Consider the following 23257-nt stretch of genomic DNA (forward strand, 5'->3'; position numbering starts at 1 on the left):
CCGACCCCTCCCGCTTTACGCCTGAATGGCCCACGATATCGCCGCTGACGGGACGGCCGCCGAATGGCTTCCGGGGGCCCCTCTCACACGTACAGCCAGCGCAGCGTTACGGCAGCTGCGCTGCCCTGGCCTCGCGCCGGTTGTGCCGGAAGGTATTGGCCCTCCGGGTCGTCGCGAACAGCGGAATGGTCGCCGCCAGAGCGATCTGCAGCGCGCAGCCGGTCTGGAGCAGCAGCTGACCGCCCGGGGCGTCGAACGCCCAGGCCGCCAGCAGACCCATCGCGCCGATGATCCAGCAGAGCATCGCCACCGCGAGGACACCCCGCGGCTTGGGGTACTCGACCCGGCTCACCATCAGCCAGGCCACGCCGATGATCGCCAGCAGCGTCGGGATGAACGGCAGCTCCAGCAGCACGATCGAGACGACCGTGAGCGCGCCGAAGGGGCTCGGCATGCCCTGGAACATGCCGTCCTTCATCGTCACGCAGCTGAATCTCGCGAGTCGGAGCACCACGGCGAGCAGCACCACGATCGCGGCCAGCGCCGACATCTTCTGGATCGCGTCGACGGCGACCATGCCGTAGACGAGCACGAAGTACGCCGGAGCCAGGCCGAAGCTGATCAGGTCGGACAGGTTGTCCAGCTCGGCGCCCATCGGCGAGCTGCGCAGCTTGCGGGCCACGATGCCGTCGAAGAGGTCGAAGACCGCGGCGAGCAGCATCAGTATCACTGCCGTCGCGGCGCTGTTGCGGGCCATGCCCGACTCGCCGCTGCCGGTGAGGTGCGGGATGAGGATTCCGGTGGTGGTGAAGTACACCGCCATGAATCCGCAGGTCGCGTTGCCGAGGGTGAGGGTGTCCGCTATCGACAGCCGCAGCGAGAGCGGCATGTCGTCCTCCGCGGACTCCTCCTCGGCGGACTCGGGCACCCAGCCGGTGGCAGGAGTCTCAGGGTCAGTCACGGTCAATTCGTGTCACCCCCGCGGTGGTGGCCTGACCGACCTCGACCGCGACCTCGACGCCCTCGGGGAGGTAGATGTCGACGCGCGAGCCGAAGCGGATCAGACCGATGCGTTCGCCCTGCTCCACCTTGGTGCCGGCCGGCAGGTACGGGACGATGCGACGGGCGACGGCGCCGGCGATCTGCACCATCTCGATGTCACCGAGCTCGGTGTCGAAGTGCCAGACGACGCGCTCGTTGTTCTCGCTCTCCTTGTTGAACGCCGGGACGAACCCGCCGGGGATGTGCTCCACGGACGTCACCGTGCCCGCGAGGGGCGCGCGGTTGACGTGGACGTTCAGCGGGCTCATGAAGATCGCGACCCGGGTCCGTCCGTCCTTCCACGGCATGATGCTCTGCACCACACCGTCGGCGGGGGAGATGACACGGCCCTGAGCGATCTCACGCTCGGGGTCGCGGAAGAACCACAGCATGCCCGCGGCGAGCGCGGTGGCGGGCACGGCCACAGCGGCCCAGCGTCCGGACTTGCGCGCCCGGGTGAGGCTGAGCGCCGCGGTGGCGACGGTCGGCAGAAGCCACGGCGATGCTCCGCGCGCGAGACGTCCACCGAGGAGGCCGACGCGAGGTGCAGAGGTTTGGCTGTGGGGCATGGATGACCTTCGTAGCGGGTGATTGCCGCGCCGCAAACGGGGGGACGGGACGGCGGCTTTACTGGAATGCTATCGGTTGCGCGCAACAACTGGGCAAGCCAGAAGCCGAGTCGATGACCGTCGGCCAGTGACTGGAAGTGACCCTTACGCGGTGAATCGTCGGGCGATTCACCGCAAAGGGGACTTTCAGCCCTGGAGTCGGTACTCCTCGAGCAGGCGTCGCCCGATGATCATTTTCTGGATCTCGGCAGTACCTTCACCGATCAGCAGCATGGGGGCCTCCCGGTAGAGACGCTCGATCTCGTACTCCTTCGAGAAGCCGTAGCCGCCATGGATACGGAAGGCGTCCTCCACGACCTCCTTGCAGTACTCGGAGGCGAGGTACTTCGCCATCCCTGCCTCAAGGTCGTTTCGTTCCCCAGAGTCCTTTTTGCGTGCCGCATTGACCATCATCGCATGGGCGGCTTCGACCTTGGTAGCCATCTCGGCCAGCTTGAACTGGATGGCCTGGTGTTCGGCGATCGCCTTGCCGAAAGTGTGACGTTGCTGGGCATACGAGACACCGAGCTCGAAAGCACGCTGAGCGACGCCGCAGCCACGGGCCGCCACGTTGACGCGGCCGACCTCGACCCCGTCCATCATTTGGTAAAACCCTCGCCCGGTCTCCCCGCCGAGGACCCGATTGGCCGGAATGCGCAGTCCGTCCATGATGAGCTCGGTCGTGTCGACGCCCTTGTAGCCCATCTTGTCGATCTTGCCCGGGATGGTCAGGCCCGGGCGGACCTCTCCGAAGCCCGGCTCCTTCTCGATGAGGAAGGTCGTCATCGACTTGTGGGGCGCCGTGCCCTCCGGGTGTCCTTCGTCACTGCGGACCAGGACGGCCACCAGGGTGGACGTGCCGCCGTTCGTCAGCCACATCTTCTGGCCGTTCAGGACGTACTCGTCCCCGTCCTTCACCGCCTTCGACGTGATGGCCGACACGTCCGAGCCCAGCCCCGGCTCGGACATCGAGAAGGCGCCGCGCACCTCGCCCAGCGCCATCCGGGGGAGGAAGTAGTCCTTCTGCTCCTGCGTGCCGTGCTGCTTGAGCATGTACGCCACGATGAAGTGGGTGTTGATGATGCCCGAGACGGACATCCAGCCACGCGCTATCTCCTCGACGCACAGCGCGTAGGTGAGCAGCGACTCACCCAGGCCGCCGTACTCCTCAGGGATCATCAGGCCGAACAGGCCGAGCTCCTTGAGGCCGTCGACGATCGCCTGCGGGTACTCGTCGCGGTGCTCCAGCTCGGTGGCGACCGGGATGATCTCCTTGTCGACGAACTCCCGGACGGTCTTGAGGATCTCCCGCTGGACGTCCGTGAGCCCGGCGGTCTGGGCGAGTCGGGCCATGGCTACTTCCCCTGTTCCTTCAGCGTGGGCCGGCCGGGCTGCTCGCCGCCGCGCTCCTTGATGTACGTCTCGGTCGGGACCATCACCTTGCGCCGGAAGACGCAGACGAGGGTGCCGTCCTGCTTGTAGCCCTTGGTCTCGACGTAGACGATCCCGCGGTCGTTCTTCGACTTCGACGGGGTCTTGTCGAGCACGGTGGTCTCGCCGTAGAGCGTGTCGCCGTGGAAGGTCGGCGCCACGTGCCGCAGGGACTCGATCTCCAGGTTGGCGATGGCCTTCCCGGAGACGTCCGGGACGGACATGCCCAGCAGCAGCGAGTAGATGTAGTTGCCCACGACCACGTTCTTGCCGAAGTCGGTCGTGTTCTCGGCGTAGTTGCTGTCCATGTGGAGCGGGTGGTGATTCATGGTCAGCAGGCAGAAGAGGTGGTCGTCGTACTCGGTGACCGTCTTTCCGGGCCAGTGCTTGTAGACCGCCCCGACCTCGAACTCTTCGTAAGTGCGTCCGAACTGCATGATCAGGGCTCCTCTAGCCGACGGGGATCTCGAACTTGCTGGTGCGCCGCATGCCCGCCGCGCGGCCCTTGCCCGCGACGACCAGAGCCATCTTGCGGCTGGCCTCGTCGATCATCTCGTCGCCGAGCATCGCCGAGCCCTTCTTGCCGCCGGCCTCCGAGGTGCACCAGTCGTACGCGTCGAGGATCAGCTCGGCGTGGTCGTAGTCCTCCTGCGAGGGGGAGAAGACCTCGTTGGCCGCGTCGACCTGGCCCGGGTGCAGCACCCACTTGCCGTCGAAGCCCAGCGCCGCCGCCCGGCCCGCCACCTCGCGGTACGCGTCCACGTCGCGGATCTGGAGGAAGGGTCCGTCGATCGCCTGGAGGTTGTGCGTGCGGGCCGCCATCAGGATCCGCATCAGGATGTAGTGGTAGGCGTCCGCGCCGTAGCCGGGCGGCTGCATGCCCACGACCAGGGTCTTCATGTTGATGGAGGCCATGAAGTCCGCCGGGCCGAAGATGATGGTCTCCAGCCGGGGCGAGGCGGCGGCGATCTCGTCGACGTTCACCAGGCCCTTGGCGTTCTCGATCTGCGCCTCGATGCCGATCTTGCCGACCTCGAAGCCCATCGTCTTCTCGATCTGCGTCAGCAGCAGGTCGAGGGCCACGACCTGCTGGGCGTCCTGGACCTTCGGCAGCATGATGCAGTCGAGGTTCTGGCCGGCGCCCTCCACGACCGTGACCACGTCGCGGTACGTCCAGTGCGTGGTCCAGTCGTTGACCCGCACGACCCGGGTCTTGCCCGTCCAGTCGCCGTTGTTCAGCGCGTCCACGATGGTGTGGCGCGCGCCCTCCTTGGCGAGGGGGGCGCAGGCGTCCTCCAGGTCGAGGAAGACCTGGTCGGCCGGCAGGCCCTGGGCCTTCTCCAGGAAGCGCGGGTTCGACCCCGGCACCGCGAGGCAGGAGCGGCGCGGGCGAAGACGGTTCACCGGGTGGGAAGGCGTGGTCATGCGGGGACCTCCGTGCTTTCAGCGATGTCGGTGCTGTCGAGGGGATGAAGCTTGTTGGCCTTGCGGATCTCGTCGACGATACGGCCGATGATCTCCGTGATGCCGAAGTCCTTCGGCGTGAAGACGGCGGCCACGCCGGCCGCCTTCAGCGTCACGGCGTCGGCGTTCGGAATGATGCCCCCGACGATGACGGGGATGTCACCCGCCCCCGCCGCCCGCAGGCGTTCGAGGACGTCCGGGACGAGTGCGCAGTGCGATCCGGACAGGATGGACAGTCCCACGCAGTGCACGTCCTCGGCCAGCGCCGCGGACGATATCTCCTCCGGGGTCAGCCGGATGCCCTGGTAGACCACCTCGAAGCCCGCGTCGCGGGCCCGGACGGCGATCTGCTCGGCGCCGTTGGAGTGCCCGTCCAGGCCGGGCTTGCCGACCAGCAGGCGCAGCCGGCCCGAGCCGAGCTCGTCGGCCGTACGGGAGACCTTCGCGCGGACCTGCGCCATCGGCGTGCCCGCCTCGGCGGTGACCGCGACGGGGGCCGAGGAGACCCCGGTCGGCGCGCGGAACTCGCCGAACACCTCGCGCAGCGCGTTCGACCACTCGCCCGTCGTGACACCGGCGCGGGCGCACTCCAGCGTGGCCTCCATCAGGTTCTCGGTCCCCGCCGCGGCCTCCTTGAGGCGCTCCAGGGCCTGCTGGGTGGTGGGGAAGACGAACGGATCGCCGTTGCCCTGCCGGTCCGAGGACTCCTGCCGCTCGGCCCGCCAGCGTGTGATGCGCTCGACGGTGAGCGCCTCCACGGCCGGGTCCACCGTCATGATGGCGCCGTCCAGGTCCGAGGTGAGCGGGTTCTCCTCGGTCTGCTGGAAGCAGTTGACGCCCACGATCTTGTCCTCGCCGGACTCGATCCGGGCCCGCCGCTCGGCGTGCGAGGAGACCAGCTGGGACTTCAGGTACCCGGACTCGACGGCCGCCATCGCGCCGCCCATCTCCTGGATCCGGTCGATCTCGGCCAGGCAGTCGACGACCAGGGAGTCGACTTTGGCCTCGACGACGTGGGATCCGGCGAAGATGTCCTCGTACTCCAGCAGGTCGCTCTCGTGGGCGAGGACCTGCTGGATGCGCAGCGACCACTGCTGGTCCCAGGGCCGGGGCAGGCCCAGCGCCTCGTTCCAGGCGGGCAGCTGCACGGCACGGGCGCGGGCGTCCTTGGAGAGGGTGACCGCCAGCATCTCCAGCACGATGCGCTGGACGTTGTTCTCCGGCTGCGCCTCGGTCAGGCCGAGCGAGTTGACCTGGACGCCGTAGCGGAAGCGGCGCTGCTTGGCGTCCTCGATGCCGTAGCGCTCGCGCGTGACCTTGTCCCAGATGCGGCCGAAGGCGCGCATCTTGCACATCTCCTCGACGAAGCGGACGCCCGCGTTCACGAAGAAGGAGATACGGGCGACCACCTCGCCGAAGCGCTCGGCCGGCACCTGGCCCGAGTCGCGCACCGAGTCCAGCACCGCGATCGCGGTGGACATCGCGTACGAGATCTCCTGGACCGGGGTGGCCCCCGCCTCCTGGAGGTGGTAGCTGCAGATGTTGATCGGGTTCCACTTGGGCATGTGGTTGACCGTGTACGCGATCATGTCCGTCGTCAGGCGGAGCGAGGGCCCCGGCGGGAAGACGTGCGTCCCGCGCGAGAGGTACTCCTTGACGATGTCGTTCTGGGTGGTGCCCTGGAGCAGGGATACGTCCGCGCCCTGCTCCTCGGCGGCCACCTGGTAGAGCGCCAGCAGCCACATGGCGGTGGCGTTGATCGTCATCGAGGTGTTCATCTGCTCCAGGGGGATGTCCTGGAACAGCCGCCGCATGTCGCCCAGATGGGAGACCGGGACGCCGACCCGGCCCACTTCGCCGCGGGCGAGGATGTGGTCCGGGTCGTAGCCCGTCTGCGTCGGCAGGTCGAAGGCGACCGACAGGCCGGTCTGGCCCTTGGCGAGGTTGCGGCGGTACAGCTCGTTGGACGCCTCGGCCGTGGAGTGGCCGGCGTACGTCCGCATGAGCCACGGACGGTCTTTCTGGCGCTCTGTCATCTCAGGCTGTCCCTTTGGCCTTTGAACGGTCTCAGACGATTCAGACGTTGCGGCTGGCTGAATTTGTCCGCTCCGCTGGCGCGTCACGGAACAAGTTGATCGCGTCGAGGTGCGTGGCGCGCAGCTCGTGGTCGCGGACGCCCAGGCCCTCCTCGGGGGCCAGCGCGAGGACGCCGACCTTGCCCTGGTGGAGGTTGCGGTGGACGTCGTATGCGGCCTGGCCGGTCTCCTCCAGGGAGTAGACCTTCGAGAGCGTGGGGTGGATCTTGCCCTTGGCGATCAGGCGGTTGGCCTCCCAGGCCTCGCGGTAGTTCGCGAAGTGGGAGCCGATGATGCGCTTGAGAGACATCCACAGGTAGCGGTTGTCGTACTCGTGCATGTAGCCCGAAGTCGAGGCGCAGGTGGTGATGGTGCCGCCCTTGCGGGTGACGTAGACGGACGCGCCGAAGGTCTCGCGGCCGGGGTGCTCGAAGACGATGTCGATGTCCTCGCCGCCGGTCAGCTCGCGGATGCGCTTGCCGAAGCGCTTCCACTCCTTCGGGTCCTGGGTGTGCTCGTCCTTCCAGAACTTGTAGCCCTCGGCGTTGCGGTCGATGACCGCCTCCGCGCCCATGGCCCGGCAGATGGCCGCCTTCTCGGGGCTGGAGACCACGCAGATCGGGTTGGCGCCGCCGGCCAGCGCGAACTGGGTGGCGTACGAGCCGAGCCCGCCGCTGGCGCCCCAGATCAGGACGTTGTCGCCCTGCTTCATGCCGGCGCCGTTGCGGGAGACCAGCTGGCGGTAGGCGGTGGAGTTGACCAGGCCGGGGGAGGCGGCCTCCTCCCAGCTGAGGTGGTCGGGCTTGGGCATCAGCTGGTTGGACTTGACCAGAGCGATCTCCGCCAGGCCGCCGAAGTTGGTCTCGAAGCCCCAGATCCGCTGCTCGGGGTCGAGCATCGTGTCGTTGTGGCCGTCCGAGGACTCCAGCTCGACCGAGAGGCAGTGCGCGACGACCTCGTCGCCCGGCTTCCAGGCGTTCACGCCGGGGCCGGTGCGCAGCACGACGCCCGCGAGGTCGGAGCCGATGACGTGGTACGGCAGGTCGTGGCGCTTGGTGAGCTCCGACAGACGCCCGTACCGCTCCAGGAAGCTGAAGGTGGACACCGGCTCGAAGATCGAGGTCCACACGGAGTTGTAGTTGACCGAGGAGGCCATGACGGCCACCAGGGCCTCGCCCGGGCCCAGTTCCGGCACCGGGACCTGGTCCAGGTGCAGGGACTTGCGCGGGTCCTTCTCGCGGGTCGCGAGCCCGGCGAACATCTCGGTCTCGTCCTTGTGCACGGTGATCGCGCGGTACGAGTCGGGGAGCGGCAGGGCAGCGAAGTCGGCGGCCGTAGCGGCCTGCGACTGAATCGCGTCCAGGATGTCCTTCACGGTAGAGCCTCCGGCTGAGCGCTGATGAGGGTGCGCTGAGGAATACGCGTTGCGTGCGTGTGTCTGCGGGTGTGCCGTCGGTCCGGCGGGTGCGGTGGTGCTGGGCGACGCCTGTGGTGGGGGCGTGCTGGGGCCTGGTGACGCAGGCATCCGGGGCGCGTTCCGTGCCGAGTGGGCGTGGGCCGCGGGGACATCCGGACGCCTTCAACGTATGGCACGCGGTGTCACCCGGCAAGGCACCGCGTGCCAAAACTTTCTCTCATTTGCCTATTGACCTGCGCAGATGAGCGATGATCGATCAGAGTTACCGGCGAGTAGGGGCAAGCTGGACAAACGGAAGCGGCCGCCCCCGGTACGGGAGCGGCCGCTGTGACCGAGGGCACCTCCCGGCAGTGGCCGGGGGAGTCGCCTACGTGTTCTTGAGGGCCTCTTCGATGGTCCGCATGACCTCGTCCAGCGGGGCGTCGGTACGGGCCACCGCGACCAGCACCTCGCCCTGCGTACGGACCGCCGCCGGCGCGGCCTGCGCCGCCTCCTGCGTGCGGCCGGCGCCGATCCCGGAACCGAACGTCTTGCGCACGATCGAGAAGGCGTGGTCCAGCTGGCCTTCCACGTCCCCCTGCCCGCCCGCCCGCAACCAGCGCCGCAGCACGTGGTTGTGGGCGGTGACCACCGCCGAGGCGGCCACCTCGGCCAGCAGCGGATCGTCGTTGCCGTCGTGGTGGTCCTGCTCGTCGAAGTGGGCCAGCAGGTAGCGGGTGAAGAGCCGTTCGTACCGGGCCACCGAGGCGATCTCCCGCTCGCGCAGGGCCGGCACCTCACGGGTCAGCCGGTAGCGCTCCACCGACACCGCCGGGGAAGCGGCGTACATCTTCATGACTTCCTTGATCCCGCGGCACACCGTGTCCAGCGGGTGCTCGTGCGCCGGGGCCACGTCCAGGACCGCCTCGGCCCGGGTCAGGGTGTCGTCGTGGTCGGGGAAGATCGCCTCTTCCTTCGACCGGAAGTGCCGGAAGAACGTCCGGCGCGCCACGCCCGCCGTCGCGGCGATCTCGTCGACCGTCGTCGCCTCGTACCCCTTGGTCGCGAACAGCTCCATGGCCGCCGCGGCGAGCTCGCGGCGCATCTTGAGCCGCTGGGCGGCCGCGCGGGTGCCGGCCGCGCTCTCCGGGGCGTCGGAGGCGGAGGCGGTGCGGGGCGTGGTCTTGGCGGGCTGGGACATAGAGCGAAAGTACTTCATTCGCGCAGGAGAGCGCGCCTGCGGGGGGTGGGAGGCGGGGGGATGCGGGGGAGGGCTCGCACCGGGCACACGGTGCGGCTCGGGAGGGTATGTCCGCCGTGAGGGTCCGGCGGACCCGAACAGCCCTCCCCACGCATCCGGCTCATGGCCCTGCCGGTCGGGGGGTGACCCCTTACCGGCGGGCGTACTCACGGAATCCGCGGCCGGTCTTCCTGCCCAGGCAGCCCGCCGCCACCAGGTGCTCCAGCAGCGGGGAGGGGGCCAGGCCCGGATCGCGGAACTCCTTGTGGAGGACCTTCTCGATGGCCAGCGAGACGTCCAGGCCGACCACGTCGAGCAGTTCGAAGGGCCCCATCGGGTAGCCGCCGCCCAGCTTCATGGCGGCGTCGATGTCGTCGAGGCTCGCGTAGTGCTGCTCGACCATCTTGATCGCGTTGTTCAGGTACGGGAACAGCAGCGCGTTCACGATGAAACCGGCGCGGTCCCCGCAGTCCACCGGGTGCTTGCGCACCTTGGCGCAGACCTCGCGGACCGTGGCGTGCACGTCGTCGGCCGTCAGGACGGTCCGGACCACCTCGACCAGCTTCATGGCCGGCGCCGGGTTGAAGAAGTGCATGCCGATCACGTCCTCGGGCCGCGAGGTCGCGCGGGCGACGGCGATGACCGGCAGGGAGGAGGTGGTCGTGGCCAGCACAGCGCCGGGCTTGCAGACCTTGTCCAGGCCCGCGAACAGCTCCTGCTTGACCGCGAGGTCCTCGGCGACGGCCTCCACGGCCAGATCCACCTCGGCGAAGGCGTCGAGCGAACCGGCCGGGGTGATCCGCTCCAGGGTCTGCGCCGCCGCCTGCTCGGTCAGTCGGCCCTTGGACACCGCACGGCCCAAGGACTTCCCGATCGCGGCCTTCGCGGCCTCGGCCTTCTCCTGGCTGCGGGCCGCCAGCACCACGGCGTAGCCCGCCTGCGCGAAGACCTGGGCGATCCCGCTCGCCATGGTCCCGGAGCCGGCCACGCCGACCGAGGTGACGGGGCGACCCGTACCGAGCAGGGAGCCGTCCGGCGGGGTCTGGAGGTCGCGGACGATCACCGAGCTGCCCGGAGTCTCGTACGTGTAGAAGCCGCGGCCGGACTTCTGTCCGGTCAGACCGGCCTCGGCGAGGTGGCCGAGGATCGGGGTCGGGGCGTGCAGCCGGTCGCCGGAGGAGGCGTACATGGCCTCCAACACGGTGCGCGCGGTGTCCACGCCGATCAGGTCGAGCAGGGCCAGCGGGCCCATCGGCAGGCCGCAGCCGAGCCGCATCGCCGCGTCGATGTCCTCGCGGGAGGCGTACTTGGCCTCGTACATGGCGGCGGCCTGGTTGAGGTAGCCGAAGAGGAGCCCGTCGGCGACGAAACCGGGGCGGTCGCCGACCGCGACGGGCTGCTTGCCGAGCGCGCGGGCCAGCTCGGTGACGGCCTCGACGGCGGGCGGGGCGGTGAGCACGCACGAGACGATCTCGACGAGCTTCATCGCGGGAGCCGGGTTGAAGAAGTGCAGGCCCAGCACGCGCTCCGGGTGGCGGGACTCGGCGGCGAGCCGGGTCACGGAGAGGGCGTTGGTGCCGGTGGCCAGGATGGTGCCGGGCCGGACGATCGCGTCGAGCTCGTCGAAGAGCCGGTGCTTGAGGTCGTAGTCCTCCGGGACGACCTCGATGACGAGGTCGGCGTCGGCCGCGGCGCCGAGGTCCGTGAAGGTGCGGAAGCGGGCGAGGACGCCCTCGCGCTCCTGCTCGGTGAGCCGCTCCTTGGCCACGGATCGGGCCGTGGCGGACGCGAGGGCCGCGGCGGCCCGGCGGGCGGCGGCCTCGCTGACGTCGATGCCGATGACCTCACGGCCGGCGCGGGCGAGGACCTCGGCGATGCCGGTGCCCATCGTGCCGAGGCCGACGACGGCGATGGTCTGGAGGGTGGACTGACTGGACGTGGACGGACGGTCCATCGCGGGACTCCAGTGGAAGAGGGTGACGACTGAGGGTGCGCGCGGCGCACAGCGCACGCGGATGCCGAACGGAAAGCCGTGCGGAAGAAGCCCGTGGGGCGGAAGCGGCGCAACCCTGTCCCGGGGTCACGCCGTGGTCGTGCGGAGTTGTGCGGAACCGACTGGTACGAGGGGGGCTGCGTCACCAGGCCGTCCTCGTACGTGTTGGAGCGACAGTAACCCGTCGGTAACTGGTCCGCCAGAGTGGGGAGATGTGACCTGTACCGCCCAAATGTACCGATCATCGATCATCGATCATCCATGGGTGTTCGGGTCCGGGTCCACCCGCACACCGGGTCTGCGGGAACCCGGCATGCCGAGGGCCGCGTCCCCCTAGGGTGGCCGGGTGAACGACGTGCTGGAGCGCCTGCGGGTGGAGTCGACCGGATCGCCCGAGTACGGGACGCTGCTCGCCGCGGACCCCGACACCCTGGCCGCCTCCCTGACGGCGCCGGGCCGGCCCCTGTGGGCCCGCGAACTGGCCGCGTACCGGCTGGGCCTCGCGGGGGACCCGCGTGCCTTCGAGGCCCTGGTGCTCCTGCTCAACCACCGGGACCCGCCGCGCTGCGAGGCCGCCGCCCAGGCGCTGGCCGTGTTGGGGGACCCGCGCACCGCCCGCGCGGCGGCCGCCCTGGCGACGAACTCCCTGCGCACGGCGTACGCCCTGCACCCGGTCCGGCTGCTGACCGCACTGCGGGCCCCCGAGTCGGCCCCGGCCCTGATCTCCACCCTGTCGCGGCTGCTCGCGCCGCACGATCCGTACTGGCGGGTGGCCCTGGCCTGCGTCGAGGGGCTCGGGGCGCTCGCCGACCCCCGGTCCCGTGACGTGCTCGTCCGCGCCCAGTCGCACCCCCGGCTGGCGGTGGCGGCGACCGACGCGCTGGGGCGGTTGGCTTACTAGTGCTGTGCCCGGAAGGGTTTGCCGGGCGTCCTTGCCGGTCGCAGCACTAGGGGGCCACCGGGACGATCGCGAAGGCCTCTACCTCCAGCAGGAGTTCCGGCCGGACGAGGGCCGCCACCTGGACCGCCGAGGAGGCCGGCAGGTGGTCAGGAGCGATCGCCTCGTCACGGGCCGCCCGTACCGCCGGGAGGTGGGCCACGTCCGTGACGAAGTAGGTCAGCTTCACGACGTCCTCGAAGCCCGCCCCCGCCGCGGCCAGGCACCGGCGCAGGTTGTCGAAGACCTGCCGGGCCTGCGCGGCGGCGTCGCCCACGCCGACCACCTCGCCCTTCTCGTCGAAGGCGCACTGCCCCGAGACCGCGACGAAGCGTCCGGTGCCCCAGACGACGTGGCTGTATCCGGTGCCGGGGCTGACGCCCTCGGGGGCGGTGACACGGGTGAGGTGGCCGGCGTGTGCCGGTGTGGTGGTCATGGGCATGATCTTGCCTCGCCCGGCATCAGCTCCGGAAGCCCAGCAGGCCGTGCAGGGCCGCGCCGCCCGCCGAGGACGGCATCGCGCGGGTCGCCGTGCCCGGCGTCGGGGCCGGCCGGGCCGGGCAGGACGCGTCCGCGGCCTGACCCGTCCTCAGGTACGCGGCGAGCTTCTCGTCCAGGCACGTGTTGCCGCTCAGCGCGATCCCGTGGTTGCCGCCGCCCTGCTCCACCACCAGCGCCGCGCCCGACAGCTTCTCCCGCATGCTCACCGCGCCGCCGAACGGCGTCGCCGCGTCCTCCGTCGCCTGGAACAGCAGCGCCGGCGGAAGCGCGGAGTTCGTCACGTCCGGGGCCTTGAGCGACGCGGTCGGCCAGAACAGGCACGGCGCGTTGTACCAGGCGTTGTTCCAGGTCATGAAGGGCGCCTTGGCGTGCGTACGCCACATGTCGGCGCGCCACGCGTTCCAGTCCTTCGGCCAGGCCGAGTCCCGGCACTGCACGGCCGTGTACACGCTGTAGCTGTTGCCCGCCGAGGGCTGCGCCGCGCCCAACCTGTCGTACGCCGCCACCAGCGGCTTCGGGTCCTTGGTGACCGTGTACGCGGCGAAGGCCTCGGCGAGGTGCGGCCAGTAGCCGTTGTAGTAGCCGCCCGGCATGTACGTGTCCTCCAGCTCGGCGGCGCCCACCTTGCCCCCCGCCGGGCTCTGGCGCAGGGCGTCGCGCATCTCGTACCAGCGCCGCTCGACCACCGCCGGATCGGTGCCCAGGTGGTAGGTGGTGTCGTACCGGGCCACCCAGGCCAGGAACGCCTTGTGGCGGGCGTCGAAGGCCTGGTCCTGCGCGAGGTTGTCCTCGTACCAGACCCCGCTCGGGTCGACCACGGAGTCCAGCACGAGGCGGTGCACCCGGCCCGGGTGGAGCTTGGCGTACACCGCGCCCAGGTAGGTCCCGTAGGAGTAGCCGAAGTAGCTGATCCGCTCCGCGCCCAGCGCCGTGCGCAGCAGCTCCAGGTCGCGGGCGGCCGAGACGGTGTCGATGTACGGGAGCAGGTCCGCGTGCCGGGACTGGCAGGACACGGCGAAGGACCGGACCCGCTCCAGGTTGGCCCGCTCGGTCGCGGCGTCCCGGGGTACGGAGTCCGGCCGGACGGGCTTGAAGTGGCCGGCCCCGCAGTCCAGGGCCGGCTCGCTCTGGCCGACGCCCCGGGGGTCGAAGCCGATCACGTCGTACTGGGCGGCGACGTCCTTGGGCAGTGCGGAGGCGACGTACCCGGCCAGGGCGCGCCCGCTGCCGCCCGGGCCGCCGGGGTTGACCAGCAGCGGCCCCTGGGAGGTGGCGGCGGTGTGCGGGACCCGGGTCAGGGAGAGGGAGATCTGCCGCCCGGCGGGCCGGTCGTGGTCGAGGGGGACCGGGAGGGAGGCGCACTGGAGGGTCGGGTGGCGGGGTGTCGCGCACGCCGTCCAGCGCAGGGCCGCGGCGGCGGCGGCCGGGGCGGGGGCCGGCGCCCGGGTGGGCGCGGCGGTCACCGGGCTCGCGAGGGCGGCGGCGAGGGTGGAGAGGGACAGCAGGACGGCGGCGCGCTTCTTCAGCGGGCCGCCCTTCTTCAACGGGTACAGCTTCAACGGGTGCAGCATGGGGCCTCCCAGCCGAGGGTTCTGGGCGGAATCGTCCCGGAAACCGCAGCCGGAAAGCGGGATTGGGCCGTCCATTGGCCCGATGTGATGACTCCTGCGGAGGCGGTGGCGGTCGGAGCCGTCGCTCAGAGGAGCGTGAGCTGGGTCGGCCCGGCGGCCGCGGCCTCGGCCGGCCGCTCCGGCGGACCGCCCCGGTCGTCGCCGCGGGCCGCGGCGCGCCGGGACGGTCCGATGCCGAATTCGGCCGCCAGCTCGTGGACTTGGCGGGTGATCTGCCGCTGGTACCAGGTGGGCGCGTACGACCCGCCCGCGTACATCCGTTCGTAGCGTTCGACCAGGCGGGGGTGATGCTCGCGCAGCCAGGCCGTGAACCACTCGCGCGCCCCGGGCCGCAGATGGAGTACCAGGGGTGTCACGGAGGTCGCGCCGGACTCGGCGATGGCGCTCACGGTCGCCCGCAGCTGCTCCGGGGCGTCGCCGAGGAAGGGCACGACGGGGGCCATCAGGACCCCGCACTCGATACCGGCGTCGCTGAGGGCCCGTACGGCGGCCAGCCGGGCGGCGGGGGAGGGGGTGCCCGGTTCGACGGTCCGCCACAGGGCGGTGTCGGTGAAGCCCACGGAGACGCTGATGCCGACCTCGGTGACCTCGGCGGCCTGCCGCAGGAGGGGCAGGTCGCGCAGGATCAGGGTGCCCTTGGTGAGGATCGAGAAGGGGTTGGCGCGCTCGCGCAGCGCCTCGATGATCCCCGGCATCAGCCGGTAGCGGCCCTCCGCGCGCTGGTAGCAGTCGACATTGGTGCCCATGGCGATGTGCGCGCCCGTCCAGCGGCGCGAGGCCAGCTCGCGGCGCAGCAGCTCGGGGGCGTTGACCTTGACGACGATCTGGGAGTCGAAGCCGAGGCCGGTGTCGAGGTCGAGGTAGCTGTGGGTCTTGCGGGCAAAGCAGTAGACACAGGCGTGACTGCACCCTCTGTAGGGGTTGACGGTCCACTCGAACGGCATGCGCGAGGCCCCGGGTACGCGGTTGACGATCGAGCGGGCGCGCACCTCGTGGAAGGTGATCCCGCGGAATTCGGGGGTGTCGAAGGTGCGGGTGACGACGGAGTCCGCCGCGAAGAGCGCGAGGGTCCGCTTCCCGGCTCCGTTACCGGCCCCGTTGTCGCTCGCGGTTCCGCCGCGGCTCTCGGCGTCGGCCGTCGGGTCGCGGGTCGGGTCGTCGGTCCGGTCGGCCGTCGGGTCGTCGGTCAGATGGTCCCAGCGCATGACGCCTTCTTTCGGTAGGCTCGGCCCGAGAATAGAACAAACGTTCCCATGATCGTGCGGCGGTGGCTCCGTGATTTGGGTGCCCGGGCCTGAGGTGGTTGGCTTGCGGCGACGAGCGATCACAACTGCTGGAGGAACAGGTATGGCGCAGGTCGAGGCCACCACGGAGCGCATCATCGGGGCCGACGCGGAGACCGTGTTCGACGCGCTGGCGGACTACACCGGCACCCGGGGCAAGCTGCTCCCCGAGCACTTCAGCGAGTACGAGGTGCGCGAGGGCGGCGACGGCGAGGGCACCCTGGTCCACTGGAAGCTCCAGGCCACCAGCAAGCGCGTACGGGACTGCCTGCTGGAGGTCACCGAGCCCACGGACGGCCAGCTGGTGGAGAAGGACCGCAACTCCTCCATGGTCACCACCTGGACCGTGACCCCGGCGGGCGAGGGCAAGTCCAAGGCCGTCGTCAGCACGGTGTGGGACGGCGCGGGCGGCATCGGCGGCTTCTTCGAGCGCACCTTCGCCCCCAAGGGCCTCGGCCGCATCTACGACACCCTGCTGGCCAACCTGGCGCAGGAAGTCGAGGCCTGAGCGCGGCGGTTGCCCGGCGGTGCGCTGTGAGCGGCGCGCTGTGAGCGGCGCGCTGGGGGCGGCTCACCGGTTCGGGTGGAGTTCCCGGCGGCGGTGAGCCGCCGGGCACGCCGGGCACCGTGCCGCGAACCCGGGCGTGGCCCCCGGGCCGGGAGGCGGCCCGGCGGTTAGGGTGGGGCTTCTGCGACCCGACCCACCGGGGGCCCGATGAAGATCCTCGTCTCCGCCGACATGGAAGGCGCCACCGGCGTCACCTGGCCCGAGGACGTGCTGCCGGGAGCGTCCCAGTGGGAGCGCTGCCGGTCGATGTTCACCTCCGACGTGAACGCCGCCGTGCTCGGCTTCTACGACGGCGGCGCCGGCCAGGTCCTCATCAACGAGGCCCACTCCACGATGCGCAACCTGCTGCTGGAGCGGCTCGACGAGCGGGCCGAGATGCTCACCGGACGGCACAAGTCGCTCTCCATGGTCGAGGGCGTCCAGTACGGCGATGTCGACGGCGTCGCGTTCGTCGGCTATCACACGGGCGCCGGAGCCGAGGGCGTCCTCGCCCACACCTACCTCGCCAACTCCATCACCGGTGTCTGGCTGAACGGCCTGCGCGCGAGCGAGGGACTGCTGAACGCGCACGTCGTCGCCGAGTACGGGGTTCCCGTGGTCCTGGTTACCGGCGACGACCTGACCTGCCTCGACGCGGGCGGCTACGCCCCGGACGCGCTCACGGTGGCAGTGAAGGATCACGTGTCACGTTACGCGGCGGTGTGTCGCACCCCCGCCCGTACCGCCGCCGACATCCGGGCCGCGGCCACGAAGGCCACCGCGCTGGCGGTCCGTCACGAGCCGGTACGGGGCGGCCCCTTCGCGGTGGAGGTGGAGTTCGACGCCGAGCACCTGTCGCTGGCCGCCACCGTGATCCCCGGAGTGGAGCGGTCGGGAGAGCGCAGGGTCGCGTACACGAGCGGAACGATGTACGAGGGGATCCGGACCTTCAAGGCGGTCACGACGGTCGTCTCGGCGGCTGTGGAGGAGCAATATGGCTGAGACGGCCGACATGTACGGGGTGGTCGACGCCCCCGCCCGCACCGCCGGACCGGACGGGACGGCCTTCGACGAGGTCGTCGAGTTCACCTCCGGACTGATCCGGATCGACACCAGCAACCGCGGCGGCGGCGACTGCCGCGAGCGGCCCGCCGCCGAGTACGTCGCCGAGCGGCTGGCCGGCGCCGGGCTTGAGCCCGTCCTGCTGGAGCGCACCCCGGGCCGCACCAATGTGGTGGCCCGGATCGAGGGCACCGACCCGACGGCCGAGGCCCTCCTCGTCCACGGCCACCTCGACGTGGTCCCGGCCGAGGCCGCCGACTGGAGCGTGGACCCCTTCTCCGGAGAGGTCCGGGACGGGGTGGTCTGGGGCCGCGGGGCGGTCGACATGAAGAACACGGACGCGATGGTGCTGGCCGTCGTACGGTCCTGGGCACGGGCGGGCGTGAAGCCGCGCCGCGACATCGTGATCGCGTACACCGCCGACGAGGAGGACAGCGCGATCGACGGGGCCGGCTTCCTCGCCGACCACCACCCCGGTCTCTTCGAGGGCTGTACGGAGGGCCTCGGCGAGTCCGGGGCCTTCACCGTGCACACCCGACCCGGCCAGGCCCTCTATCCGATCGCCGCCGGTGAACGCGGCACCGCCTGGCTGAAGTTGACCGCACACGGCACCGCCGGTCACGGATCCAAGCCGAACCGGGCCAATGCCGTCAGCCGGCTCGCCGCCGCCGTGGCGCGGATCGGCGCGTACGAGTGGCCGGTGCGCCTGACCGACACCACCACCGCCTGCATCACCGAACTCGCCGCCCTCCAGGGCCTGTCGGTGGACCCGCGCGCCCGCAGCTTCGACCTCGACGCCGTCCTCGGCAAGCTCGGCCCGGCCGCCACCCTGGTGGAGGCGACCGTCCGCAACAGCGCCAACCCGACGATGCTGAACGCCGGCTACAAGCTGAACGTCATCCCCGGGCACGCCACCGCCTACGTCGACGGGCGGATGCTGCCCGGCGGCGAGGCGGAGTTCACCGCCACGCTCGACGCGCTGACCGGCCCCGACGTGCACTGGGAGTTCCACCACCGCGAGGTGGCCCTCGAAGCCCCCGTCGACGGGCGCACGTACGGGATCCTGCGCGAGTCCGTCGAGCACTTCGACCCCGACGGGCACGTGGTGCCGTTCTGCATGGCGGGCGGGACCGACGCCAAGCAGTTCTCCCGGCTCGGCATCACCGGCTACGGCTTCTCCCCGCTCCAGCTGCCGCCCGGCTTCGACTACTGGTCCCTCTTCCACGGCGTGGACGAGCGGGTCCCCGTCGACGCCCTGCACTTCGGCGTCCGCGTCCTCGACCGCGCGCTGCGGGCGCTGTGAGGGGGACCCGGTGAGGGCGGCGCCCGCCACGGACGAGCCCTACGGCAGCTGGCCCTCGCCGATCGACGCCGCGCTCGCCGCCTCCCTCGACGGGCGGCCCGAGTACGTGGGCACGGTCGGGGCCGAGGTGTGGTGGACCGAGCCCCGGCCCGAGGAGGACGGGCGCCGGACCCTCGTACGCCGGACTGCCGACGGGAGCGAGCCGCGCTCGGTGCTGCCCGCGCCGTGGAACGTGCGCAGCCGGCTCACCGAGTACGGGGGACAGCCCTGGGTCGGGGCCCAACGGCCGGGTTCGGGACCGTTGTTGGTGTTCGTCCACCACGCCGACCAGCGGCTGTACGCGTACGAGCCGGACGCGCCCGGCAGCCCGGGGCCCCGGCCCCTCACCCCCCTCTCCGAGGTCGGCGGCGGCCTGCGCTGGGCCGATCCCGTGCTGCGTGACGGTGCAGTGTGGTGTGTGATGGAGGAGTTCACCGGTCCCGCGCCCACCGACGTACGCCGCGTCGCGGCCGCCGTACCGCTGGACGGGTCGGCCGCCGGGAACCGCGCCGCCGTACGGGAGTTGACCGACGACCGGCACCGCTTCCGTACCGGACCACGACTGTCCCCCGACGGGCGGCGCGCGGCCTGGCTGGTGTGGGACCACCCCCGGATGCCCTGGGACGGCACCGAGCTGCAACTGGCCGAGGTGGCCCCCGACGGGACGCTCGGCGCGCCCCGCACCGTGCTCGGCGGGCCCGACGAGGCGGTGGCCCAGGTGGCGTGGGCGGCCGACGGGGCGCTCCTCGCGGTGAGCGACCGCAACGGCTGGTGGAACCCGTACCGGGTGGACCCGGAGACGGGCGAAGCGGTCAACGTGTGCCCCCGGGAAGAGGAGTTCGGCGGCGCGCTGTGGAAGCCGGGGCTGTGCTGGCTGGCCCCGCTGCCGGAAGGGCTGGTCGCCGTTCTGCACGGCCAGGGTTCCTCGATGCTCGGCGTACTCGACCCGGACAGCGGCGGCCTGGTGGACGCCGCCGGGCCGTGGACCACCTGGCAGCCGACCCTGGCCGTCAGCGGCACCCGGGTCTACGGGGTCGCCGCCAGCCCGCGCAGCGGGTACGAGGTCGTGGAACTGGACACGGCGACGGGGCACGCCCGGGTGGTCGGCTCCCGGGCCGTGGACCCGGTGGATCCCGCGTACTATCCGGAACCGCTGAGCAGGACCTTCTTCGGCCCCGGCGACCGGGAGATCCACGCCCACGTCTATCCGCCGCACCACCCGGCCCGGCGGGCGCCAGCCGACGAGCTGGCCCCGTACGTGGTGTGGGCGCACGGTGGTCCTACGGACCATGTGCCGCCCGTACTGGACCTTCACATCGCATATTTCACCTCACGCGGTATCGGTGTGGTCGAGGTGAACTACGGCGGCTCCACCGGCTACGGCCGCGCCTACCGGGAGCGGCTGCGCGAGCAGTGGGGCGTGGTCGACGTCGAGGACTGCGCGGCCGTGGCCGGGGCACTGGCCGCCGAGGGCACCGCCGACCCGCACCGGCTCGCCGTCCGGGGCGCCAGCGCGGGCGGTTGGACGGCGGCTGCCTCCCTGGCCGCCACCGACCTGTACGCCTGCGCGGCGATCATCTACCCGGTGCTGGAACTGCGCAGCTTCGCGGCCGAGACCCACGACCTGGAGTCGCACTACACCGACAGCCTCGCCGGACCCCCGCAGACCCTGGCCCTGCGGTGCCGTGAACGTTCCCCCGTGTCCCGCGCCGACCGGATCACCGCCCCCTTCCTCCTGCTCCAGGGCTTGGACGACCCGGTCTGCCCGCCCGCGCAGGCTGAACGCCTCCTGGCCGCCCTGCGCGGCCGCACCGTGCCGCACGCGTACCTCACCTTCGAGGGCGAGGGCCACGGCTTCCGGCGGGCGCAGACCATGGTGCGTGCCCTGGAGGCCGAACTCTCCCTGTACGCCCAGGTGTTCGGGATCGAACGCAAAGACGTCCCCCGGCTGGAGCTCGGAACCTGAGTCAGGCGGTGCGCAGCCAGACCCGCAGCGGTCCGATCGCGGTGAAGCCGTGCCGCAGGGCGGTGTCCAGGTCGTCCCCGGACTCGTAGCCGACGACGTCCAGGTCCGGCCAGATGGCGGCGATCCCGGTCAGCGCGCCCGCCCAGACGGCGTCGACTCGGGCGTCGTCATGCGCGAACAGGTTGGACAGGCCGACGACGTCGGCATGCCGGTTCGCGATGGCCCCGGCGACGACGCGGCCGTCCGTGCGACCCGCGAGGAAGGCGATGTCCTCGGTCAGCAGGGACGGGCGGAACAGACCCGTGCTCTCCTCACCGTCCCAGGCCGCCTCCCAGGCCTCCAGCTCCTCGGCGGTGGTGACCGCGGACCACTCGAGGCCGGCCGGTGGGGCGGCAGGAGTCTCGGCGCCGGCCGGACGGTGGATCCACTGGGCGTCGAACAGCACCTCGAAGCCGTCCCGGGCCAGGTCCAGATCGGCGAAGCTGTCCTTCACCGAGCCGCCGGGGCTGTCCGTGTCGATCCGCGGGAGCACGCCTTCCGCGCTCATGCCCCCATCCAGAGTCACAGCATCGGGATACAGCGGCGGGGTCCGGCCGGTGCTGAGCCACAGCCCTTCCTCGAAGCCGCCCCTCAGCCCGTGGGCCAGACAGACGGCGTGGCACCAATGGGCGTTGTTCAGTACCGCCTGGCGCAGGGTCATGTGGGCGTTATCCGTGATCACCCGGTGATGGTGCCATACACGTAACCTGGGCCGGTGACCTTTTTCCCCTACCTCCGCGAGGGCGCCCACGTAGGTCTGCGCCCCTTCCGGCTCGCCGACGCGACCGAGTTCACCACCCGCGTGCGCGAGAGCCGGCAGCTGCACCGCCCGTGGCTGTTCCCGCCGGACACCGTCGAGGAGTACGAGTCCTACGCGGCGGGGCTGACCGAGGGCGACGCCCGCGCCGGCTTCCTCGTCTGCGAGCTCGCCACCGGTGCCATCGCCGGGTTCGTCAACATCAACAACATCGTCCGCGGCGCCTTCCAGTGCGGAGCACTCGGCTACGGGGCCTTCGCGCACGCCGCCGGGCGCGGCCTGTTCCGCGAGGCACTCGACCTGGTCGTCGCCCACGCCTTCGCCCCGGTGGCCGAGCACGGCCTCGGGCTGCACCGCCTGGAGGCGAACATCCAACCGGGCAACACCGCCTCGATCGCCCTGGTCAGAGGGCGCGGCTTCCGGCTGGAGGGGTTCTCGCCCGACTTCCTGTACGTGGACGGCGCCTGGCGGGACCACGAACGCTGGGCCGTGACGGCGACCGAGCCGGAGTGAGCACTGCGCCCGATGACCCCCGCGCCCGATGACCGAAAGGCGGGCCCCGAGGAGCGCGCATCGCACAGGATGAGGGCATGCGAACCCTCGTACTCCTCGACGCCCCCTCCAACCTGGGTCTTCGGCCGCCCGCGCCCGGCACCGTCGTCCCGGGGGTCTACAAGGTGACTCCTCCCCGCCCTGAAGGACGGGGCTTCTCGCTATGCCGGTTGGGCTTCGCGACGGACCAGCCCGGCCCGTAGAACGTTGAGTGCTCCGACTGTGTCGGCGTGCGCGGTGTGGCCGCACGCCTGGCAGTGGAACTTCTCCTGTGTGGGCCGGTTCTCCTTGGCGATGTGCCCGCATTCGGGACACCGCCGGGAGGTGTTGCGGGGGTCCACGGCCCTCACTTCCCGCCCGGCACTCTCAGCCTTTGCGTTCAGGATCGCGAGGAACACCCCCCATCCGGCATCAGCGACTGAACGGTTGAGGCCCGCTTTGGCCGCTGCCCCGTTGGGCAGGAAGCTGCCGGGCATCCCGGGGTCGGGCTTGGCTGCGGGGGCCTTGCTCATGTTGCGGATCTTGAGGTCTTCGTGCGCGATGAAGTCGTGCTCGCGGACCAGGCCGAGCGCGGTCTTGTGTGCGTGGTCGAGCCGTTGGCGCCGCACCTTGCCGTGCAGGGCCGCAACCTTCTCCACGGCCCGCTGGTGATTCTTGGTGCGGTCCTTGGCCTTGCGGCGCGGGAAGCGACTCAGCACCCGCTGCGCTGCTTCAAGCCTCGCGGCGGACCTGCGGGCGTGGCGCGGGTTCTCCACATGCACGCCGTTGGAAGTGGTGAGAAACGAGGCGATGCCGAGGTCGATGCCGACCGTACTGCCGGTCGCGGGGAGCGGTTCGGGCTGGTCCTGCTCGGCGGTCAGCACCACATACCAGCGCTTGCCCTCGCGCTTGACACTGACGGTCTTGACCTTGCCGAGGACCGCGCGGTGCTGGTTGACCTTGACGTGCCCGACACCCTGGAAACGCACTCTGGTCACCGTCTCGTGCGGGGTGCTGTTCCAGCGGCAGCCATCGCCGTCCTTGGGAAAGTCCACCGTGTCGAACCAGTTCACGCCGCGAAAGCGCGGGTAACCGGGCTTGTCCCCGGCCTTCACCCTGCGGAAGAACGCGGCGAACGCCTTGTCCAGGCGGCGGAGCGTGGCCTGCTGCGAGCTGAATGACCAGCGGCCCTGACGCTCCAGGTCGAACGCCCGGATCTCCTTGAGCTGCCCGGACTGCATCCCGTACTTGATGCTCGTCTTCGAGGAGTGCCGGTAGGCGTCACGGCGTTCCTGCAGCGCACCGTTGTAGAGGGAGCAGTGATCCCGCAGCATCTCGCCGAGCGCGATCGCCTGGCCCACGGTGGGCCGCAAGAGAAACTTGTACGCACGGATCATCCAGCCCACCCCCTTC

Annotated in this window: 20 protein-coding genes and 1 pseudogene; 7 read left to right on the forward strand and 14 right to left on the reverse strand. The window is 70.9% G+C overall.

From position 1 onward, the window contains the following. Nucleotides 1-106: 106 nt before the first annotated feature. The 9 genes from pssA to ACWDYJ_RS29515 all read right to left on the reverse strand — a co-directional run bounded on the left by pssA (nucleotide 107) and on the right by ACWDYJ_RS29515 (nucleotide 11209). Nucleotides 107-967, reverse strand: a complete 861-nt coding sequence (pssA, locus tag ACWDYJ_RS29475) for a CDP-diacylglycerol--serine O-phosphatidyltransferase (protein WP_451568627.1) — start codon at nucleotides 965-967, stop codon at nucleotides 107-109. After that, nucleotides 954-1610, reverse strand: coding sequence for a phosphatidylserine decarboxylase (locus ACWDYJ_RS29480; protein ID WP_451568628.1), 657 nt, complete (start codon nucleotides 1608-1610; stop codon nucleotides 954-956). The genes pssA and ACWDYJ_RS29480 overlap by 14 nt, the downstream gene beginning before the upstream one ends. A gap of 186 nt (nucleotides 1611-1796) precedes the next feature. Then, nucleotides 1797-3002 carry an acyl-CoA dehydrogenase family protein gene (locus ACWDYJ_RS29485; protein ID WP_451568629.1) on the reverse strand — a complete coding sequence of 402 codons (1206 nt, stop codon included), beginning with the start codon at nucleotides 3000-3002 and terminating at the stop codon, nucleotides 1797-1799. 2 nt (nucleotides 3003-3004) lie between these two features. Then, the gene (locus tag ACWDYJ_RS29490; RefSeq protein ID WP_112450492.1) at nucleotides 3005-3517 is read right to left on the reverse strand and encodes a MaoC family dehydratase; all 513 of its coding nucleotides are present in this window, start codon (nucleotides 3515-3517) and stop codon (nucleotides 3005-3007) included. 13 nt (nucleotides 3518-3530) lie between these two features. Beyond that, nucleotides 3531-4505 (reverse strand): HpcH/HpaI aldolase/citrate lyase family protein, encoded by a 975-nt coding sequence (locus ACWDYJ_RS29495; protein ID WP_451568630.1) that lies wholly within the window; start codon nucleotides 4503-4505, stop codon nucleotides 3531-3533. Further along, complete coding sequence (locus tag ACWDYJ_RS29500; RefSeq protein WP_451568631.1) at nucleotides 4502-6580, reverse strand: protein meaA; 2079 nt, start codon at nucleotides 6578-6580, stop codon at nucleotides 4502-4504. Before ACWDYJ_RS29500 ends, ACWDYJ_RS29495 begins: the two co-directional genes overlap by 4 nt. Before the next feature lie 40 nt (nucleotides 6581-6620). Next, the gene (gene ccrA, locus ACWDYJ_RS29505) at nucleotides 6621-7994 is read right to left on the reverse strand and encodes a crotonyl-CoA carboxylase/reductase (RefSeq protein WP_451568632.1); all 1374 of its coding nucleotides are present in this window, start codon (nucleotides 7992-7994) and stop codon (nucleotides 6621-6623) included. A 409-nt stretch (nucleotides 7995-8403) separates the two neighbouring features. After that, nucleotides 8404-9216, reverse strand: coding sequence for a TetR family transcriptional regulator (locus tag ACWDYJ_RS29510; RefSeq protein ID WP_451568633.1), 813 nt, complete (start codon nucleotides 9214-9216; stop codon nucleotides 8404-8406). A gap of 190 nt (nucleotides 9217-9406) precedes the next feature. Then, nucleotides 9407-11209, reverse strand: a complete 1803-nt coding sequence (locus ACWDYJ_RS29515) for a 3-hydroxyacyl-CoA dehydrogenase family protein (RefSeq protein ID WP_451568634.1) — start codon at nucleotides 11207-11209, stop codon at nucleotides 9407-9409. Nucleotides 11210-11594: 385 nt separating this feature from the next. Between ACWDYJ_RS29515 and ACWDYJ_RS29520 the strand changes: the two genes are divergently transcribed. Continuing rightward, a complete protein-coding gene (locus tag ACWDYJ_RS29520) occupies nucleotides 11595-12149 on the forward strand; it encodes a HEAT repeat domain-containing protein (RefSeq protein ID WP_451568635.1) in 555 nt (184 codons plus the stop codon). Between the two features lie 46 nt (nucleotides 12150-12195). On the opposite strand, the gene ACWDYJ_RS29525 is transcribed toward ACWDYJ_RS29520, so the two are convergent. The 3 genes from ACWDYJ_RS29525 to ACWDYJ_RS29535 form a co-directional block, all read right to left on the reverse strand. Beyond that, the gene (locus tag ACWDYJ_RS29525; protein ID WP_451568636.1) at nucleotides 12196-12621 is read right to left on the reverse strand and encodes a RidA family protein; all 426 of its coding nucleotides are present in this window, start codon (nucleotides 12619-12621) and stop codon (nucleotides 12196-12198) included. A gap of 25 nt (nucleotides 12622-12646) precedes the next feature. Beyond that, nucleotides 12647-14257 carry an alpha/beta hydrolase gene (locus tag ACWDYJ_RS29530; protein WP_451568637.1) on the reverse strand — a complete coding sequence of 537 codons (1611 nt, stop codon included), beginning with the start codon at nucleotides 14255-14257 and terminating at the stop codon, nucleotides 12647-12649. 125 nt (nucleotides 14258-14382) lie between these two features. Beyond that, on the reverse strand, nucleotides 14383-15522 hold the full coding sequence (locus ACWDYJ_RS29535) for an Rv2578c family radical SAM protein (RefSeq protein ID WP_451568638.1): 1140 nt from the start codon (nucleotides 15520-15522) through the stop codon (nucleotides 14383-14385). Nucleotides 15523-15664: 142 nt separating this feature from the next. Here ACWDYJ_RS29535 and ACWDYJ_RS29540 point away from each other — a divergent pair, with 142 nt between their 5' ends. The 4 genes from ACWDYJ_RS29540 (at nucleotide 15665) to ACWDYJ_RS29555 (ending at nucleotide 20517) form a co-directional block, all read left to right on the forward strand. Beyond that, nucleotides 15665-16108, forward strand: a complete 444-nt coding sequence (locus tag ACWDYJ_RS29540; RefSeq protein WP_451568639.1) for an SRPBCC family protein — start codon at nucleotides 15665-15667, stop codon at nucleotides 16106-16108. Nucleotides 16109-16315: 207 nt separating this feature from the next. Continuing rightward, complete coding sequence (locus ACWDYJ_RS29545) at nucleotides 16316-17149, forward strand: M55 family metallopeptidase (protein WP_451568640.1); 834 nt, start codon at nucleotides 16316-16318, stop codon at nucleotides 17147-17149. A gap of 10 nt (nucleotides 17150-17159) precedes the next feature. Next, on the forward strand, nucleotides 17160-18512 hold the full coding sequence (locus ACWDYJ_RS29550) for a M20/M25/M40 family metallo-hydrolase (protein ID WP_451568652.1): 1353 nt from the start codon (nucleotides 17160-17162) through the stop codon (nucleotides 18510-18512). Nucleotides 18513-18522: 10 nt separating this feature from the next. Then, nucleotides 18523-20517 carry a prolyl oligopeptidase family serine peptidase gene (locus tag ACWDYJ_RS29555; RefSeq protein WP_451568641.1) on the forward strand — a complete coding sequence of 665 codons (1995 nt, stop codon included), beginning with the start codon at nucleotides 18523-18525 and terminating at the stop codon, nucleotides 20515-20517. Between the two features lies 1 nt (nucleotide 20518). On the opposite strand, the gene ACWDYJ_RS29560 is transcribed toward ACWDYJ_RS29555, so the two are convergent. Then, nucleotides 20519-21238, reverse strand: coding sequence for a hypothetical protein (locus ACWDYJ_RS29560; RefSeq protein WP_451568642.1), 720 nt, complete (start codon nucleotides 21236-21238; stop codon nucleotides 20519-20521). Between the two features lie 33 nt (nucleotides 21239-21271). Between ACWDYJ_RS29560 and ACWDYJ_RS29565 the strand changes: the two genes are divergently transcribed. Together ACWDYJ_RS29565 and ACWDYJ_RS29570 are read left to right on the forward strand one after the other, a co-directional pair. Further along, nucleotides 21272-21826: a GNAT family N-acetyltransferase gene (locus tag ACWDYJ_RS29565; RefSeq protein ID WP_451568643.1), complete on the forward strand. Its 555-nt coding sequence runs from the start codon at nucleotides 21272-21274 to the stop codon at nucleotides 21824-21826. A 77-nt stretch (nucleotides 21827-21903) separates the two neighbouring features. Continuing rightward, a pseudogene (locus tag ACWDYJ_RS29570) lies at nucleotides 21904-22017 on the forward strand (arginase family protein); the annotation flags it as partial. 9 nt (nucleotides 22018-22026) lie between these two features. On the opposite strand, the gene ACWDYJ_RS29575 reads toward ACWDYJ_RS29570, so the two are convergent. Further along, on the reverse strand, nucleotides 22027-23241 hold the full coding sequence (locus tag ACWDYJ_RS29575) for an RNA-guided endonuclease InsQ/TnpB family protein (RefSeq protein ID WP_451568644.1): 1215 nt from the start codon (nucleotides 23239-23241) through the stop codon (nucleotides 22027-22029). Nucleotides 23242-23257 lie beyond the last annotated feature (16 nt).

It is taken from the genome of Streptomyces sp. NPDC003042 (assembly GCF_053591315.1).